The 18,032-nt window shown below is 50.8% G+C and carries 12 protein-coding genes; 6 read left to right on the plus strand and 6 right to left on the minus strand.

Annotation, left to right across the window (positions count from 1 at the left end; genetic code table 11):
* The first annotated feature begins 90 nt into the window (after positions 1–90).
* Positions 91–1,137: a cysteine synthase A gene (cysK, locus tag TERTU_RS17835; RefSeq protein WP_015819991.1), complete on the plus strand. Its 1,047-nt coding sequence runs from the start codon at positions 91–93 to the stop codon at positions 1,135–1,137.
* 129 nt (positions 1,138–1,266) lie between these two features.
* Here cysK and nhaD read toward each other — a convergent pair whose 3' ends face one another.
* From nhaD to TERTU_RS17855, 4 genes are all read right to left on the minus strand, one after another.
* Entirely contained in the window at positions 1,267–2,508 is a 1,242-nt protein-coding gene (nhaD, locus tag TERTU_RS17840) for a sodium:proton antiporter NhaD (protein ID WP_015820030.1), read from the minus strand.
* 924 nt (positions 2,509–3,432) lie between these two features.
* Positions 3,433–5,169, minus strand: a complete 1,737-nt coding sequence (locus TERTU_RS17845; protein WP_015817778.1) for a hypothetical protein — start codon at positions 5,167–5,169, stop codon at positions 3,433–3,435.
* Positions 5,166–6,413 carry a hypothetical protein gene (locus TERTU_RS17850; RefSeq protein WP_015818255.1) on the minus strand — a complete coding sequence of 416 codons (1,248 nt, stop codon included), beginning with the start codon at positions 6,411–6,413 and terminating at the stop codon, positions 5,166–5,168. Before TERTU_RS17850 ends, TERTU_RS17845 begins: the two co-directional genes overlap by 4 nt.
* Before the next feature lie 297 nt (positions 6,414–6,710).
* Positions 6,711–9,293 carry a glycoside hydrolase family 9 protein gene (locus TERTU_RS17855; RefSeq protein WP_015820395.1) on the minus strand — a complete coding sequence of 861 codons (2,583 nt, stop codon included), beginning with the start codon at positions 9,291–9,293 and terminating at the stop codon, positions 6,711–6,713.
* A gap of 544 nt (positions 9,294–9,837) precedes the next feature.
* On the opposite strand from TERTU_RS17855, the gene TERTU_RS17865 reads away from it, so the two are divergent.
* Positions 9,838–11,622: an alkaline phosphatase D family protein gene (locus TERTU_RS17865; RefSeq protein WP_228378188.1), complete on the plus strand. Its 1,785-nt coding sequence runs from the start codon at positions 9,838–9,840 to the stop codon at positions 11,620–11,622.
* 108 nt (positions 11,623–11,730) lie between these two features.
* On the opposite strand, the gene TERTU_RS17870 is transcribed toward TERTU_RS17865, so the two are convergent.
* Positions 11,731–12,648, minus strand: a complete 918-nt coding sequence (locus tag TERTU_RS17870) for a LysR family transcriptional regulator (protein ID WP_228378189.1) — start codon at positions 12,646–12,648, stop codon at positions 11,731–11,733.
* A gap of 112 nt (positions 12,649–12,760) precedes the next feature.
* On the opposite strand from TERTU_RS17870, the gene TERTU_RS17875 reads away from it, so the two are divergent.
* From TERTU_RS17875 to TERTU_RS17890, 4 genes are all read left to right on the plus strand, one after another.
* Positions 12,761–13,522 carry an SDR family NAD(P)-dependent oxidoreductase gene (locus tag TERTU_RS17875; RefSeq protein ID WP_015818501.1) on the plus strand — a complete coding sequence of 254 codons (762 nt, stop codon included), beginning with the start codon at positions 12,761–12,763 and terminating at the stop codon, positions 13,520–13,522.
* 220 nt (positions 13,523–13,742) lie between these two features.
* Positions 13,743–14,669 carry an ABC transporter ATP-binding protein gene (locus TERTU_RS17880; RefSeq protein ID WP_015819769.1) on the plus strand — a complete coding sequence of 309 codons (927 nt, stop codon included), beginning with the start codon at positions 13,743–13,745 and terminating at the stop codon, positions 14,667–14,669.
* Entirely contained in the window at positions 14,666–15,427 is a 762-nt protein-coding gene (locus TERTU_RS17885) for an ABC transporter permease (RefSeq protein ID WP_015818130.1), read from the plus strand. Before TERTU_RS17880 ends, TERTU_RS17885 begins: the two co-directional genes overlap by 4 nt.
* A gap of 115 nt (positions 15,428–15,542) precedes the next feature.
* Positions 15,543–15,743 (plus strand): CPXCG motif-containing cysteine-rich protein, encoded by a 201-nt coding sequence (locus TERTU_RS17890; protein WP_015818983.1) that lies wholly within the window; start codon positions 15,543–15,545, stop codon positions 15,741–15,743.
* A gap of 128 nt (positions 15,744–15,871) precedes the next feature.
* Here TERTU_RS17890 and TERTU_RS17895 read toward each other — a convergent pair whose 3' ends face one another.
* Positions 15,872–17,959 carry a TonB-dependent siderophore receptor gene (locus TERTU_RS17895; RefSeq protein ID WP_015819289.1) on the minus strand — a complete coding sequence of 696 codons (2,088 nt, stop codon included), beginning with the start codon at positions 17,957–17,959 and terminating at the stop codon, positions 15,872–15,874.
* Positions 17,960–18,032 lie beyond the last annotated feature (73 nt).

The raw sequence follows: 18,032 nt of genomic DNA on the forward strand, positions 1-18,032 counted from the left end.
TGAACAGAGACTGCCCGGCGACGTCCAACAATAATATTTGCGCCAAACAGCCGCATTCTGCTCCAAGCAAACAAAAAGAGGCCCCCGACCATGAGTCAACGACACGAGAACATCCTCAGCACCATTGGCAATACGCCGGTAATTAGAATCAACAAGCTGGCACCGGAAAACGTCAATCTGTACGTTAAAATGGAAGCGTTTAACCCGCTCAGCTCGGTAAAAGACCGGCTGGCGCTGGGCATTATTGAAGCCGCGGAAAAATCCGGCGCACTCAAACCTGGGCAGACAGTGGTGGAAGCCACCAGCGGCAACACCGGCATTGGCCTGGCGATGGTTTGCGCACAAAAAGGTTACCCGCTAGTGGTGACCATGGTCGAAACCTTCAGTGTTGAGCGACGCAAGCTCATGCGTTTCCTCGGCGCAAAAGTCGTATTAACCCCCGCGGCGCAAAGCGGTACTGGCATGGTGAACAAGGCGAAGGAGCTGGCGGAGAAGAACGGCTGGTTCCTGGCGCGTCAGTTTGAGAACGAAGCCAATCCGGATATGCATTCACGTACCACTGCACAGGAAATACTTAACGATTTCAGTGACGTATCGCTGGACTACTGGGTATCGGGCACCGGCACCGGCGGCACGCTTAAAGGCGTGAGCCGCGTATTACGGGAAAAAAGCCCCAACACCAAAATTGTCATGACCGAGCCCGCCAATGCCGCCGAAGTCGCCAGCGGTATCAACCAGGAGCGCCACAGCGACGGCTCACCGTCCGCACGCCACCCCAGCTTTAACCCGCACCCCATCCAAGGCTGGACGCCCGACTTTATCCCCAAACTGGTGGAAGATGCGATGAACGAAAAGCTGTTCGACCTGAACGTGCCTGTTACCGGTGAACAAGCCATGACCTGCTCAAAAGAGCTGGCGCAAAAGGAGGGGATATTCGTCGGTATCTCCAGCGGTGCGACCTTTGCGGCTGCACTGGAGATCGCGAAAACTGCGCCAGATGGCAGCAACATTCTTTGCATGCTGCCTGATACCGGCGAACGGTATCTGTCGACACCATTGTTTGGTGATATTCCCGCAGATATGAATGATGAGGAATTGGATATCTCCAAATCGACACCGAGCTGTCAGCTGGGCTAGGTGGGCATCTCACCGGATGCGCGATCGGGTGAGATTGTACTGAGGACACGGCCTTACGAATGTCGGAAGAATGGTGCTGGCGTTGCAACTGCGACGCCAGCCAAAACAGGACAAATCAGCTCGGGAACCCTAGAGCACAGCCTGCGCCAAGTGGTAACTCAGCCAGTAACCCAGTGAATATGCCGCCAGCAGGTACCCGCCCATACTCAGGTAAGAAATAAAATTCACCTCTTTTACCTTGCTCATCGCGATAATTCCCGCTGCAGATCCGATAATCAACACAGACCCGCCAACACCCGTTGCGTAGGTAACCGACAGCCAGCTTGCCGTATCCATAGACACATCAGCCTTCAGCAACGCCGCGGTAAGCGGCACATTGTCGAGGACCGCAGAAACCAGGCCCAACACATAGTTAGCCGCCGACGTAGGGAGATGGTCGTAGACGCTGGTGAGGTAATTCAACACGCCCACCTCTTTCAACATACCCACGATCAGCAGCACGCCGAGGAAAAACAGCAGTGTGTCGAACTCAATTTCGCGGATATAGTTGAGAATATTGCGGTTGGCCTTCTTGCGGAACAAATACTGCGCAATCAGAAACATACAGGAAAGCCCGAATAGAAACGTCAATACTGGCGGAATCTGGAAGGCCGCGTTAAGCCCCAGCGTGCCTAGAATAGTGGTAAGAAAAATCAGCGCAATCACCACGTCGGTGCGCTCTATCACCGCAGGCGTGCTTTCAAACACCACCTCGCCATTCATTCGCAACGACAGCATAACAGCCAGCACCATCACTGCGGTTAGAGAAGGCGCGACCAACAGCAGTAAATTCGCAATAGAAACTTTGCCGGAAAGGAAAATCATCAGCGTGGTGACGTCGCCGGTAATTAGCGAGACTCCACCGCTATTTACCGCAAATACAATCAAAGTCGCATATTTTAAGCGCTTGCGCGGCGCTACTTTGAGACTCGTAATAACGGCGAGAGACACCAGGGTGGCAGTGACGTTATCGGCAAACGACGAAAACAGGAACGCGAACATCCCCAGCAAAATCATTAGCGACCGTTCCGAGAGAGAACTGGGTAGAAGGCGCTGCACCAGTGAACTGACAAACCCCCGACTATTCAAATAGGCGACGAAGGTCATCGCTGACATGAGAAATAACCACAAGCTGGCAATTTCCAACAGATTCTCGTCCAAGTGCTCAGTGACATGCTCAACGCCCCCCTCTGACGCAGGCATCAGATAGGCGATCAGCCAGCAAAGGGTACCGATAAATAAGGTGGATTTCGCTTTATTGATATGAATAACATCTTCGAGTACTACTAGAAAAAATGCGGCTATAGCCAGCACCAGGATAATCGTTGTCATATCAATACCACATGTTTTGACGAGAAAGGGCGCGAATTTTAGCGCTCGAATCGCATATAGCCAACGTATTTATTGACGCAGATTGGCTGCGCAACGCGCTAAATGCAGTAACTAGCGGGAAGAAGGCGGCACGACAGCAGCCAGTGGCCAAGCATAGCGTGCTCGGGTGAAGGCCAGGGCGCTGCCGACCTTATCCCGGCATAATCAGACGCTGACAGTGCCCAAGAGTTCAGGGTCACATCGAAAAGGCATAGCTCCAGGCTTGGTCACTGGCGCTGCGCGCGAACGGCAGTCGAGCTAAGCCCGTAAAACCTGATGGCTCACTTTCGCAACGGGTATCGGTCGCGAGCAACACGCTAGATACAAACAGCCTTAAACCACGATAGAAATGCCAGATTGGAGGATGTTAACCAGAAACCGCCGGGTCGCTAAGAACTCAAACCGCAGGGATTAAACCGATCTACCAACAACTTGGTGAGTTGCCTTGCTGAGAGGGAGTGAAATATTTGAAGGCCAACGCTGAAGCCTTAGAAAAAAGAAGGGAGCAAAACGCTCCCCAATTATGGCTAGATGAATAAATAACGCTAAAGCGTGAATAAATTCTGAACATCCGCTCTACGGCAATCAGAAAATACTTCACACGTCATGGATTATACGTAGGCCTCACTTTTCTACCAACCAATACCGCAATATTCGGAAGCCTTGTCACATAAATATTTTTTATTCTCTTATTGCCACACCAAAGTGCTATCAATGATTCGTGCTTCCGCAGTATTCGAACCAGCGTTAAACTCATTACTTCGTATACAGCAGAAAAATTAATATCCGAAATACATAAATAAGGAAATCTAAATATATAACTCGTTATTTCCCCACTCACCTCAGCACAAGCAAAAAGGTGTACAGCCTTTTAAAACTAAAAGACTAGGTCTGCTCAAGATATTTTTTCAAAAGCGCAATTTTATCTGGCGACAGGCTACGGGTGAGCGGCATATAAAGCGTGGTATTGCGATACTCTGGCGAAATGCGTTTTAAAATTTCGCCACCAACAGCATTTATAGTTGCCTCGTCATTGAGAGGAATCCGCTTGGACATCGCAGGAAAGAGCACATAAAAGAAGCGGAGACATTGTTGGTAAACTTCATCCCAGGCCACCGTATCCGCCTGCAATAAATCCTCGACAGCACCCTCCGAATATTTACGCAACGAATTAAAGTAAGCTTGGTAACCGTTAACGGTATGGGTAAGCATCATAAATCCATCGACACCCATAATCTGGCCAAAGTTAACCGTGTATGACGTTGCTCCGGCAGGCACGTGTATTTCGCTCGGAAAGCTGACAAATTTCCCGTCCGGCAACTCTCCACTGGAGCTGCTGCTCAACGATACAGTAACGCCAGTGCGCAAGGGTCCACCATACTCAAGAATCAACAGTGAAATTTCGCTTAACGGCGGTGAGGTTTCATTAACGTAGTTATTGCGAAAATCGCTGTAGATACGAATCGGCTGCTCTTGAATGTCCAAGCCGTTTTTAGTGCTTCCAATCACCAGAGCGTTATCTGCGAGCTTAGTTACCTGCGCTGGAGTGAGGGGGATATCATACAAGCCGCCATAGAGATAATAATCATTTGGCAGGGAAGGACATTCCGCAAATGTTTCACCGCTGATACCTACCGTAATCTTGCCGTAGTCAACATTGGGCTCTATCGGGCTGGTATTGGCTTGTCCATCCTGACGTATTGCAGCGCCTTCCAGGGCGGAAACCAGATCCAACGACAACAGCGACTTTGTTGCATCAACCATTGCCAGCCCTTGTGCCCCGCCCAAACCATTATTGTTGAGTAACCGTCCCGGTGGCGTCGTTGCAGGTTCCCCCTCCAACCATGGGCCAATGGAGCCTATAATACGTCCGAGAGATGGATTGGCGTCGTTACGATTTTCTGCATAATTTTGCTGCATGGTCGCGCTATCGATTCCGGGGTAAAACTGAAACATTTCGAATCGAACGACTATACCTTGAGCCCCCGGGGCATTAATTAGATCGTTCAGCAGCGCATCACTGGCATCGTAGCTTACGATATCTGATTTTTTAAACGCTAGCTGGAAGGTTCCGCTGGCATAAGCCGAGCCAGGAGTCGCGTACGGCGGTTTGACTTTGTTGGAGTCGTACCTCAGCCCCAAGAAACGCGAATAACTTACTGCATTGCCCCGCACCAATAGTGCTGGCGAATCACCGTTGCCAATTTGCAAACCACCGGCGAATATTTGGGTGGTGACACTGGATGTTGGATCCAGGTCTACCATCACCGGACTACCGTATGGACCATCCCCACTTAGTGGGTCAACACTTCCCAATAAAAACACGTCTAATCCCACCAGCGACCCGCTGGTGCTCACAGCACCCGGGTGTCCGGAAGAAGAGACCTTATTACTCATTAAACGAAATTGGTGATCACCATAATAATTCCAGCCACCATTGGCAAAATAATCTCCAGTAGGTGCGCGCAAATATTCAATGATCTGTTCATCTGTTTCAGTAGCCGTTACAGCTGCATCAGCAAGATCGAAAATTTGCGGTGTATATTGCGTATTATTTGCAGTGTCGACATTGGTACTACCGCCACCCCAGAAATTTATGCGTGGTCCATTGATATAACTCACTGCGCACCCCCTTGGCTGGCTGATTGAGCAAAGAGAAATATAAAACTGTAATTGGATTTAACACTATCGCCAGGTACGCGCGCGGTAGAGTGGCAATCCATACAACTGCTGATCGGTTGGATATAACTCTCCATCGTTGTATTGGCAACGACGCCCGGCGTAGGGCTTCCTTGCGGATTACCTGGGTCGTTCGGGTCTGTGGGCCACTGAGGAGAAATTAATTGATAGTACTGCAAAGGCGTATTTTTAACTAAGGCTTGCCACGTCGTGTTTGCCATGACCACGCTTTTGTCCAGCGGTGTCACCCGAGTGATTTGGTTTGGGGTGGTGAACGGTTGGCCGGAAGTTTTCGGTGATATATTGGGTTCGCAATAGCTACCGCTGCAATTGGGATTGTGATACGACCCGGCACCACCGTTTTTGTCCAGATTATCCAGCTGCTCAAAAGTAGCCCACAGCCACTGGGGGTAACCCGCCGCTTGCGCAACTATATGAAAGCCAACCAGACCTACGGTGGCCTCGCGTGTACTGCCGGTAGGGCTACCCTGGTTATCGAAGTTTTCCACTTCCGCAGTCATGCTTATATAGCGACTGGCATCATCACTGTCTGTCAGAATTTTCCAGGCGGCTTTAACTTCTAAAGAACCCGTTGGAAAGCGAACACTGCTCGCGTTACTGACCACGTCCTTATTGTAGTATTGATTAGTGCGAACATAACCGTACGAGGTTTCATTAACAGAAATAGCATAGTAAGTCGGATTGCTGTTTTGATCGATAAGCCACCCGCCAACGGCTTGTGCAATACTCTCTTGCACCGGCAAACTGGCATTCGCCTTAGCCGCGTAATGCAGTAACTTTGCTCCCATTGGACTGTTCCAAGGCCCAGGATCTGCCGCATCCGGCAAAAACAATTCATCGGTGGTTTTATAGCTTTGCCACACAGTGTAGCCCGGCGAACCGAGCGGCTTTTTGCAATCCGGCACCCCTCGCTCATGCGCCTTTACCGGCCAGTTCAACGCAATAAACTGCTTCCATGCATAGCTGGCAAATGCCGCAGTATCCGCCTGGGGGGCAGGTGGAGCCAAAGGTATATCACACAGCGGCAATACAAGTTCGTTTTCGTTAGAGATGGGTTGGTCGGTGAGCTCTGTCGATTTGGCATGAGGCGATGGCTCTGGATGCTGCGGCGAGCATGCTAAAAGAGACACCCCACAAAGCGTTGCCACGCTGAGGGATTTCCACATAAGCGTTCCTTCTTATTGTATTGAGGGTGCCCGAATGATGAGCTTCAGCAATAGCAGGAACAAGTGGTGAAAGAAAGATTGGCGGACAGTTAATCCAATCGTCACTCAGTTGACCAATCAGCAAAACCAATTAATCAGCAAACAGAATAACGAGTTTTCCTTATATTTCAATTTAGGGGCGTTGTCACTCATACATTTTAAAAGAGTTAATTTCGGTAACAACATAAGACTCCACTAGTGTGGAGTCTTATGAATGTTGTACCTCCCGACTTAAATAAACGGTGCCACTAACAGGAGCTAGCGATTCGCGCAAAAACCGACGCTATTATTTTCAGCTCCCGGCTGCAAAATAGCGTTCCACGCAACACCAGAAACGGTAATACTGCCAGCGGACTGCGACCATTCACCATTCCATAAGTTGCTTACTGTACCCTCAACCGGAACAGTCACTTGCCAGGTAATTGCCATGCTCGATTGATTCGCAATTAACAGATTCGCACAGTATCCCGCGCCCCAATCGTTATTGATAACAACAACGGCATTAATTCCTCCTGCGCCACCGGAGCTAGAACTGCTTGATGAGGAGCTGCTGGAACTGGATGAACTACTTGAACTGGATGACGAACTGGTGCTGGAACTATTACTTGATGTAGAGCTTGATGTAGAACTCGATGATGAACTAGAGCTGGAGCTTGAACTGGACGATGAGCTGGAGCTGCTTGAACTCGAGCTGCTTGAGCTGGAGGTTCCTCCCTGCGGCTCCTGCCCCCAAACCAACTCCCCGCTCGCATCATAGAGCGCGACATTATATGCAAGCTCGAATGTATCACTGTTCAAACCAGCAAAGGAAGGATCATTACTAAAATCCCACCCGCCTCTTACATAATCTCCAACATATATTTCCATCACCGCCGATTTTTGTGTATCACCGACGGGCGATATCGTTCCAGAGGTTCCTTCAATTGCGTATATTCCCGGTGACGTTCCCCATTTATTAATTGCAATCTGATTTTTATTGGACGAGTCATAGTATGCACTCAACACCAGATTTGCAGGATCATAGCCAGCGATAATTTCGTCAGAAAGGTCGAGAAAATAACGGAAACTAACGTCGGCAATTTCCTTTGGTGGAAAATTGGATTCGTTAATCATTTGAATATTCAATAACGCACCAGATTGCCGGTCGTCTCCCGAAGGGTAACCCACCTTGGCTTTCACAAAGGCCTCGGGTATAGAGGTATCAACCGCGGGCGGAAAATCTGCCAGAGGCATTCCGCCATGTATGTCGACTAAGCCGGCGAGTGCGCCCGTTAAACCGGCATTCATGTCTGTGGCGACTTCGGTCATTGGAAAGTCTGCTCGATCACTCGAATAACTGTCGTCATCTGCAGGACCGCCGGCAATCGCACCAAACAAAATATTCCGCGGTATTTCCGGGTCGTTAATATCATTACGACTGCTGCCGTGGGATGAGCGGTGGTGCGCTGCTAACTGCCAGCTATCCCCAAAGCCAACCATATAGCTTAAATTATTAGGGTTATCCCCCAGAATATAATTCATCTGATTAGTGGCAAAGTCGGCAAGCTCGGATTGGAAATCTGCTTGCTTCGATTGTTGCACCAAATAATTGCGATGCACAAGCGCCACCATCGAAGCCATCGCAGTAGCCCGCGCAGACGCAAAGCCATCCAAATAGATCATCCCTCCCGGTGTGTAGTTTTTATTGTGAAGTAACTCATTTAAATAATTAGTGCAGTGTGCTTCATAGTCATAATAACCGTCGATTCGCTGACTATCCGATATCAGTGTGTCTGCTGCATACCCGGAAGTTGCTGCCACTTTTTCCATAAGGTAGTAAACCGCATTGCGCGTGTCATCCCAGGATGGGTACCAAGCGAAATGACCCGTATTGCCAGCAATATCGTTGTAGCCCGCTTCGGCTTTATGCAGGTAATCCGCATCACCGGTTGCTAAATACAGCCAGCCTGCAGCCCAGGGAATTTCATCTTTTGCCCCGGATGAAGCGTTGTAATAATTCATCGCATAATTATTGCCTTGATCATCAACTAAGGAATTGGTGTAGCTTCCGGGCGCGGGATCATTCCCGCCGTGGGTAAAATCCTTGGTTTGGTAGGCGAAACTAAACAATTGCTTGGCATTCTGCAGTAATTCCGCTGCGTAAATACCATCCTGAGGCTCGTTCACAGCATTTTTTTCAAAAATAAGCGAAGCAATTGTGAGTGCAGCGGCGGTTTGCGCAACCAGGTCTGCACCGGGATTTTCCAACGTAAGCTTTAACGCTGGCCGATAAATGGTCGCACCGTGAACACGCTTCAATTCCGGTCCTTGGGTTTCTGGTGGAGCCCACAACGAGTGATCGATAATGCCATCACCAACCTGTGCGTAGAACTCATTCTCGGCAACATGCGCTTTCAAAAAATAATCGCTCACCCAGCGAATATTATCCAGCGCATAAGGTAACTGGCCGCTCTGCTCGTAGGCATCCCAAAATTCCAGTACTCCCCAGCCAACAACACTGGCCGAGAATGCCATAGGCAAACCAAATTTAACGTGGTCACCAGCATCGTGCCAGCCTCCTGTGAGGTCAAGGTTTATCCGTTCACCAAATTGATTGTACTGACCATCGTCGAGATACGAGTCCCCACGCCATACGACGCGATTCGGTAAAAATCCATTGTGCAGGTTGGAAGCCAGGAAATTGTTGTCCGCATCCGGCAACGGGCCGGATCGTTGCGCCTCGTAAAAATACAGGGATTTCTGTAAGGCTTCTGCAAAATTTTTATTATCGTCTGCTGCACAGACCGACAGTGAATTGAGCGCGACGATCATAGAAACACTAAACGCCAGTTTTCGTGACATAAGATTCTCCAGAATGGGCGCCACCTGCGTTCAGCCAGACGCAGATGGGCGGCATATCAGATATGATAATTTTGAACTATGTGCCTGCAATGAACTTGCTATTTTTATTATCTTCGCAAAAGCGAACACTACTCATAGGCGGCTTTTGCGAATCGCAAATTAAAGCTTTTCCTCAACAAAGTAAAAAGCAAAAATTTTATTTCCCGAACCAACGCGAACTTTTATTTGATTTCGATTAACATAAAACGCGATATATCAACCAGCGTGCCTTACACCTGCACACCAACCCACTCCCACACACTCAACCGTTATTTTTCTGCGAATAAACTTGAATAAAGTTAGCGAAGGCACACATCACCCAATTGAATATTTCCAACCTGCTTCACCTAACAGAACGAATCACACTTCAAATTTTTCATCACCAGGTTAATTTTACCCATCGCACAAACTTACACATATTTACCTACGGATTTCACAAGGATGTCACACCCCTGTCATTAATTGGCTGAATACTCGACGGCCTAATTATATGTTGGGGGTTGGTATGCCTGTTATTTCGAGAAGACGTTTTGTTAACACCGGGCTCATGGGGCTGGGAAGTTTGTATGTCACCACACTGCTGAGCGGTTGTGATGGCGATGACGACGATAAAAAACTGGGCGACGGAAGTTTCGCACACGGTATTGCCTCGGGTGATCCGCTTGCGACCAGCGTCATTCTCTGGACTCGGGTAACACCCGCCGCTGGTACACCAGAAAAAATACGCGTTCAGTGGGAAGTCGCTGAGGACGAAGGCTTCTCCAATATTATCGCGCGTGACCAGGGCGATGCGCTGTTAAGTACTGACTATACGGTTAAAGTCGATATCCGCGATCTTTCACCAGATACCCATTACTACTATCGGTTCTCGTCCGCAAACCAAACAACCGCGATCGGACACACCCGCACCCTGCCAGATACCTCGGCAGATCAGCTGAAGATGGGTGTTATTTCCTGCTCTAATTATCCTGCCGGCTATTTTCACGTTTACGCCGCACTGGCCGAACAAAATCTGGATCTGATTCTTCACTTGGGTGACTACATCTATGAATACGGTGCCGATGGTTATGCCTCAGAGGAAGCCGTCGCCATGGGACGCGTTGTGCAACCGGCGGGAGAACTGCTGACTCTCGACGACTATCGCACACGTTACGCGCAATACCGCAGCGATCCGGATTTGCAAAAAGCCCATGCGAGCACGCCATTTTTAGTTGTATGGGATGATCACGAAGTGGCCAACGACAGTTGGGAAAACGGTGCCGAAAACCATTCGGCCGATGAAGGCAGCTACGCCGATCGTAAACTGGCTGCACTGCGCGCTTATTTTGAATGGCTGCCAATTCGCCCATTCGATGCAATGGACAACAGTGACCTGGCCAACCCAAGCCACATTTATCGCCAGTTTGAATGGGGCGATCTCGCCAACCTGCTCATGCTGGATACTCGCCACGAGGCCCGAGTGGAAGCTGTTAACGTGGCAAGTTTTTTCAATACGACCGATGGCAGCTTTGACTTCACCGGCTTGTTCACTGCGCTGAATGACCCCAGCCGACACCTGTTAGGCGAAGCGCAGGAAAGCTGGTTGCAGTCTGCTATGAGCAGCTCCACAGCCACCTGGCAAGTCCTGGGGCAACAAGTGTTGATGGGCAAAATGTACCTGCCATTCGGTATCGCAACGCAGCAAATGTCGTTTGAACAGTATGCTGAGCTGGGGCAGCTTGCTCAACTTGCAGCCCGTGCCCAAGCCTCCGACCCCACCCTGACCGCAGCCGAACTCGCCTACCTGCAAGCCAATCAGGCAAAACTTACGCCGCAGGTAGTGGCCATGTTGCAAGCACCCGCCATTCCATACAACATGGATGCGTGGGACGGCTTCGGTGCGGCGCGCGAACGCGTATATGACATGGCGAAAGCTGCCGATGCTAACCTGGTGGTATTGGCAGGCGATACCCACAATGCCTGGGCAAACAATTTAAGCAACGCTGCAGGTGATGAAATTGGTGTGGAGTTCGCCACCTCGTCGGTCAGCTCTCCTGGCCTCGAAGCCTATATGGGCATTGCTCCTGCCGGCTACGCCGCTGCCGAAGCCGGGATCGTCAGTATCGTCGATGGGTTGCAATATCTCAACGCGGGCGATCGCGGCTATCTGGTGCTGGACATCAACCACGAGCGTGTCGTTGCCAACTGGTCGTTCGTATCCTCGGTAAAAGCAGCAAGCTACACCATGCAAACCGAGCGCGCGAAATCACTTAAGGTCACTGCTGGCACCAAACACATCCAGAGCGTGTAGCGGCTTTTCGCTTCATCGGCCCAACAAAAACACCACACCCCCGCGCCAGCGGGGGATATTTGCCAAGCAACTAAATTAAGCCCATCCCCCCCTGTTCGAGCAGGCATTTTATTTGAGCGCCAGATGGGCCTGAATCTGCTCGCTCAACCAATCCATAAATACCCGCACTTTACGGGGCATATTGCGCCGGTTGGGGTACAACAAGTGCACAGGCAAAGCACCCGCGCTATAGGCATGAAGGATTTCAACAAGCTGCTCATTGGCGGCATCCCTATGTAAGGAGACACGTGGCATCTGCGCAATACCCAACCCCGCCAAACACGCCGCGCGATAGGCTTCCACGTTATTCACTCGAATACTGTAGGGCACCCGCATCTCCTGGAACTGGCGGCCGTCCCAATATTCCCACGCAGCTGACCGGGTGCCGGCCACAGAATTAGCACAATAGTCCACCACGCGGTGGTGGTGCATGTCCTCCGGGCTTTGCGGTTCGCCGTACTTTTCAAGGTAATCCCGACTGGCACAATTCATAAACTGCATATCGCCCAGATAGCGCGCCACCAACGTGGAATCCTGCAGCTCGCCCACCCGCAGGACCAAATCAAAGCCCTCTTTTACCGGGTCGACAAAGTAGTCGACACTGCTTAACTCTACGGTCACCTTGGGGTAACAGGCGAGAAATTCAGGCAACCGGGGAATGATCAGGTTCTTTGCGACACTCACGTTCATATCGACGCGGATATTGCCGCTTACGTCTGTGTCGCCGCGAAGCTGGCCTTCAAGCGCATCCAGATCGTCCATTATCGCGCTGCAGCCACGTAAAAATTCCGCCCCATCAGGGCTTAACTGAACACGCCGTGTGGTACGGTGGAACAGCCGACTGCCGAGGTCATCCTCCAGCTGCTGTACCGCTGCTGACACTTTGGCTTTTGCCATCCCCAGATCCTCCGCCGCAGCGGTAAAACTGAGCAGTTCCGCAGTGCGCTTAAAAATTCGCATCGCTTCCAGTTTGTCCAAGTCACGCACCTCATTGTTCGCACTGAGCGAACAGTCTATATACTTTTCTTCTATTTATCGAAACAATAACCCACCGTAAGCTACTCCCACAGACCGCAACAACCCTCTCCAGGAGAAGATTATGAATAGTAGAAAAATCGCACTAGTTACCGGCGGCAGTCGTGGATTAGGCAAAAATGCCGCGCTCGCATTGGCTCGTCAGGGAGTGGATGTGATCATCACTTATTTTAATAATGAAAAGGCCGCCAACGAGGTTGTCGCGGAAATCACGGCTACTGGAGTGAAAGCCGCTTGCCTACAACTTAATATTCGCGACACCCAGGATTTACCGCATTTCGCCGACGAAATCCGTACGTTACTGCAAACCCAGTGGCAGCAAGATTCCTTCGACTATTTACTCAATAATGGCGGCAGCGGGCTGCATAAACCTTTTACCGAGGTGACTGAAGCCGATTTCGATAAAATGATGCAGGAACATCTAAAAGGCGTGTTTTTCCTGACTCAAGCCATGCTACCCCTCCTTTCTGACGGCGGCAGCATCGTGAATATTTCTTCTGGCCTGACGCGATTTTGCGTACCCGGTTACGCTACCTATGCGACGTTTAAAGCAGCCGGAGAAACGCTCACGCGCTACCTGGCGAAAGAACTTGGCGCGCGTGGCATCCGGGTTAACAGCTTTGCGCCCGGTGCGATAGCAACCGATTTCGGCGGCGGCGCGGTTCGTGACAACGCTGATCTCAACACTTATTTGGCGTCCCAAACCGCACTAGGCCGGGTTGGCGAGGCAGACGATATTGGCAAAGCGATTGCTGCGCTTTTCTCCGATGCCAATAGCTGGGTCACCGGTCAGCGTGTGGAAGCGTCTGGCGGTATGTTTTTGTAACCTCTAGACCACCTTGTATAGGAGTGATTCCATTGTAAAAACGGGCAGTGTCGCTGCCCGTCATACATTTCGATCAAACTATCTTTACCCGCCATAACCCTGGCTTATGTTTTAATTCCCGCATCGCTGGCAGGCACAAAAACATGTGCTGCCATTTGCCTCGCCCTTTCCGGGAGCATTCGTTATCGCTTCCGCTTTGTCGCTCTTAAATGGGGACCTCATGGAACCAGTTATTCGTGTGGAGCAATTGCACAAAGCCTACAAATCCGGGTTTGTTGCGCTCAACAACATCAATCTCAATATCCAAAAGGGCGAAATTTTCGCCTTGCTCGGCCCCAACGGGGCGGGTAAAACAACATTAATCAGTATCATTTGTGGCATCGTTAATTCCTCTAGTGGCCGAGTGACCGTGGGCGATGCCGATATTCAAAAAGACTACCGCGACGCGCGCAGTCAGATCGGTCTGGTGCCACAAGAACTTTCTCTGAGCATGTTTGAGTCAGTGTGGGCAACGGTGAAATTCAGCCGCGGCTTGTACGGCCAACCGGCGAACGATACCTACTTGGAATCCTTGCTGCGCAAACTGAGCCTTTGGGAAAAACGACACGAGCGAATTATGTCGTTATCCGGAGGCATGAAAAGACGCGTATTGATTGCCAAGGCTCTATCGCACACACCAACGGTGCTGTTCCTTGATGAGCCCACCGCCGGGGTGGATGTAGAGCTGCGCCAAGACATGTGGTCGATGATCCGGGAACTGCGCGATACCGGTGTAACCATCATTCTCACCACCCACTACATCGAAGAGGCCGAGGAAATGGCCGATCGCATTGGCTTTATAAACAAAGGCGAAATCGTGATGGTTGACGATAAAGCCGCGCTGATGAAAAAGCTCGGACGCAAAGAACTCACACTCGAATTACCCGCGCCACTTAGCGGCGTGCCAGAAAGTCTTGCCAACTACGATCTGACATTGGACGAAACAGGCTCGACCTTGCGCTTCGAATTCGATTCACGCGACGACGCCAATCCCATTCCTGCGCTATTAAAAGACCTCACGGCGCAAGGCATTGAATTCAAGGACTTACACACGCGCCAGCGTTCGCTCGAAGATATTTTCGTCAGTCTGGTGGGAGGAAAAGAATGAACTGGCATGCAGTAAAAGCGATTTATCTGTTTGAGATGGCGCGCACCTGGCGAACATTAATGCAAAGCATTGCTTCGCCAGTGCTTTCAACGTCACTCTATTTTATTGTTTTTGGCTCCGCGATCGGCTCACGCATGGTCGAAATCGATCAGGTACCCTACGGCGCCTATATTGTACCTGGTTTGGTGATGCTCACCCTGCTCAACGAGAGTATCTCCAACGCGTCCTTCGGTATTCATATGCCGCGCTTCACGGGTGCCATTTACGAAATCCTGGCTGCACCGATTTCTGCACTGGAAACAGTGATCGCATTTGTGGGCGCTGCAGCGACCAAGTCGGTGGTAATCGGTTTAATTATTCTCGCAACCGCCCGCCTATTCGTGGATTTTTCAGTCGCACATCCACTGATTATGGTGCTGTTTCTGGTACTTACCGCAATCACATTTAGTTTATTCGGATTCATCATTGGCATTTGGGCAGATGGTTTTGAAAAGCTGCAAATTATTCCGCTGATGGTCGTCACCCCGCTCACCTTTTTAGGAGGTACCTTTTATTCCATCAGTATGCTGCCGCCATTTTGGCAAACGCTGACGCTGTTTAATCCCGTGGTTTACCTGGTAAGCGGATTTCGCTGGGCGTTTTATGAGTCATCCGATGTGTCGCTCAGTATCAGCCTGGGAATGATCTTATTGTTTCTCGCGGTCTGCTTAGCGCTGGTACTCGTTATATTCCGCACGGGGTACAAACTAAAAAACTAAATTCGCTATGTGCTCCGTCAAATGAGAGGGAGCACGAGTCGAACGGTCTCCGTAAACTTCATGCAGAACATGGAGTCATAGACAATACCCAATGCTGTCCTTGAAAAGGAGCCCTATGGTTTTCGGTACACAACTACACAATATGCTTTGCCCCTATTGCGGGGAGCCCATTGAAATTTTGCTGGATCTGTCGGAAGCGGAGCAGGAGTTTATTGAGGATTGCCAGGTGTGCTGCCGACCGATCCAATTTAGTGTTTCGGTGGACGAAGTCGGCGAGCCTCAGGTTCGGGCAATCAGTGAAAACGATACCTGGTGATGAGGGTCTGTTAATTCTCGATGGTTAATTTTCAGTACTAAACAGTTATTACTTGAAACCGCGCTGCGCTATGTAAAAGCCACAGCCGGACATTGCCCGGCCGTGGCGAAAGCGCTGACTGTTCGCGATTAAAAACGGTAGCTGATTTTCGCCTGAGCGCTGCGATCTTCGCCGTAGTAGCTTTGGTCCCAGTACAGGCTGGTCAGGTATTTCTCGTCAGTAATATTATCGAGGTTAACGCTCAGCTCCCAATTTTCAGCGAAGCCATAGCTCGCATAAGCGGACCAAATTGCATAGCTGTCCTGGCTTATTTTTGCCGGCTCGCTGCCAATATAAATATCACTCTGCCAGGTTAACAAAGAGCCCACCTGCAGACCTGAGAGCCAGCCCGGTTGATAGGTAACACCAAGGTTGAGCGTGCGACGCGGAATATAGGTTCGCACCTTAGCGTCGTTCTCGTCTTCCAGAGACATCTGGGTGTAACCCGCCAGCACGTGAATACTGTCTGTCAGTTGTCCTTGCGCTTCAAGTTCAAACCCTTCGGAGCTCACATCAATTCCCTTGTAGGGTGAGCGCCCCAAGTCCGCATCGAACGCCTGCTCCTCGGCATAATTGTCCTGCTGCTCTTTAAAAACAGCCACCGAAGCGATCAAGCGGCCGGAGGCGAGCTCAAATTTCGCACCCAGCTCAACACTGTTGCCTTCCGCTGGACCAACATTGTTGCTTTGCGCATCCAGTTCTTCCTGCGGCTCGAAAATATCGCTGTAACTGGCATAGAGATTCACCCCAGCCGCCATCTTCCAAGTCACTCCTAAATACGGGCTGGTGTCTTGTTCCGACCAATCCATCGGGTCACCGAAGCTGACCCCTTCCGACTCCGCTTTTACGTGATTGATACCGGTAATGACATCGAAGTCACCCAAATGCCAATTGGCTACGGCGTACAACCGCTGCACATCAGTCGTGAAATCGGACTCTTCTACACCTTCTTCCCAGGCAGGGCGCGCAATCTCGTTGCCGCGCCAAGGCAGCGGGGGCAACGCGCCCCATGCAGGGCTGTCTGCGGGGGCCGCATAACTCAGGTAACCGTTGGCGGCGGTGCTCACGTTTACGCCGAATAACAAGTCGTGATTGCTGCCAAATGCATCGAAATCACCTGCAAGTGTGGAGTCCACCATCCACTGCTCGTTAGAGCTGAAATATTTTCCCGGATAGCCCACGAGTCCCAAGCCGGTTTCCGCATCAGGCGTGCCGTAGGTATAAAACAGTTCAGAAGGCTCTTCGTAATTGTTGTAGTTAACGCTGGTTTTCCAGTGCCAGTCGCCCAGTTCCTGGGCGAGTTCTACGAACAGGTTGCTGTTATCGGTTTCCCAGTTGGTCCAGTCCATGGTGGTCGAGGTGGAAGTCGGGTAGTCGGTTTGCTGATTATTGGAATCCAGCATCGGCAGCGCGCCCCACAACACGCCTTCACTGCGCGCTTTCTGCCAGGTGTAGCCCGCGGTAATAGCCGTTGTGCTGCCAACCTGCCCGTCTACCACGCCATAAACCACTGTGCGCTGACGCTCGTAATTGTCGAGATAGGAACCCGTATCCAGGTGCGCGACCACACCCCTTGCCGCCCAGGAACCCGAATCGGTCAGGGGAACAGAGACATCAGCCGTAGCACGCTTATAACTCGAGCTGCCAGCGGCAACACTTACATTGCCCTGAAAATCGTTGGTGGGTCGTTTGCGCACATAATTGATCGTACCGGACGGGTTACCGGTACCGGTTAGCAGCCCATTCGCGCCGCGAATAGCCTCTATTTTTTCGTACACGGCGGTGTCGATATCGCCGACCACATTCCAAGTAAAGGGCAAGCCGGTTCCGTCCACCTGCATGCTTTTTATTTCGAACCCACGCGCATTGTAGTAGGTGCGATCAGTTTCAACTTCATCGACATTCACACCGGTGATCGCGCGCAATACCTGGTTGGCATCGTCCAGCGAAAAGCTATCGATAAACGCCGCGTCGACAGACGATACCGATTGTGGTGTTTCGAATAACGACATATCCAGGCCCGTCGCGCCCTTACTGGAACGCTCTGCTCGCATCCCGGTAATGTACATTTCCTCTAACGCCGGCTCACCACTCTCGGCGTACACCTGAGTAGCACTGGCTAGCCCCACAGCCACCGCCAGTGCACAGCGATGAAATCGCCCCCAATCGTTATTCATACTGCTACCTCAACTTGACGTTTGTGAAATCTGACGCCAATATAACGCCCAACAATTAAATGTCAATGATAAC

It is taken from the genome of Teredinibacter turnerae T7901, assembly GCF_000023025.1.
Lineage (GTDB): Bacteria > Pseudomonadota > Gammaproteobacteria > Pseudomonadales > Cellvibrionaceae > Teredinibacter > Teredinibacter turnerae_B.

Excerpts from the sequence above, each read along its gene's own strand:
- cysK (WP_015819991.1), top strand. The coding sequence starts at position 91 with ATGAGTCAACGACACGAGAACATCCTCAGCACCATTGGCAATACGCCG.
- nhaD (WP_015820030.1), bottom strand. The coding sequence starts at position 2,508 with ATGACAACGATTATCCTGGTGCTGGCTATAGCCGCATTTTTTCTAGTA.
- TERTU_RS17850 (WP_015818255.1), bottom strand. The coding sequence starts at position 6,413 with ATGTGGAAATCCCTCAGCGTGGCAACGCTTTGTGGGGTGTCTCTTTTA.
- TERTU_RS17855 (WP_015820395.1), bottom strand. The coding sequence starts at position 9,293 with ATGTCACGAAAACTGGCGTTTAGTGTTTCTATGATCGTCGCGCTCAAT.
- TERTU_RS17865 (WP_228378188.1), top strand. The coding sequence starts at position 9,838 with ATGCCTGTTATTTCGAGAAGACGTTTTGTTAACACCGGGCTCATGGGG.
- TERTU_RS17875 (WP_015818501.1), top strand. The coding sequence starts at position 12,761 with ATGAATAGTAGAAAAATCGCACTAGTTACCGGCGGCAGTCGTGGATTA.
- TERTU_RS17880 (WP_015819769.1), top strand. The coding sequence starts at position 13,743 with ATGGAACCAGTTATTCGTGTGGAGCAATTGCACAAAGCCTACAAATCC.
- TERTU_RS17885 (WP_015818130.1), top strand. The coding sequence starts at position 14,666 with ATGAACTGGCATGCAGTAAAAGCGATTTATCTGTTTGAGATGGCGCGC.
- TERTU_RS17890 (WP_015818983.1), top strand. The coding sequence starts at position 15,543 with ATGGTTTTCGGTACACAACTACACAATATGCTTTGCCCCTATTGCGGG.
- TERTU_RS17895 (WP_015819289.1), bottom strand. The coding sequence starts at position 17,959 with ATGAATAACGATTGGGGGCGATTTCATCGCTGTGCACTGGCGGTGGCT.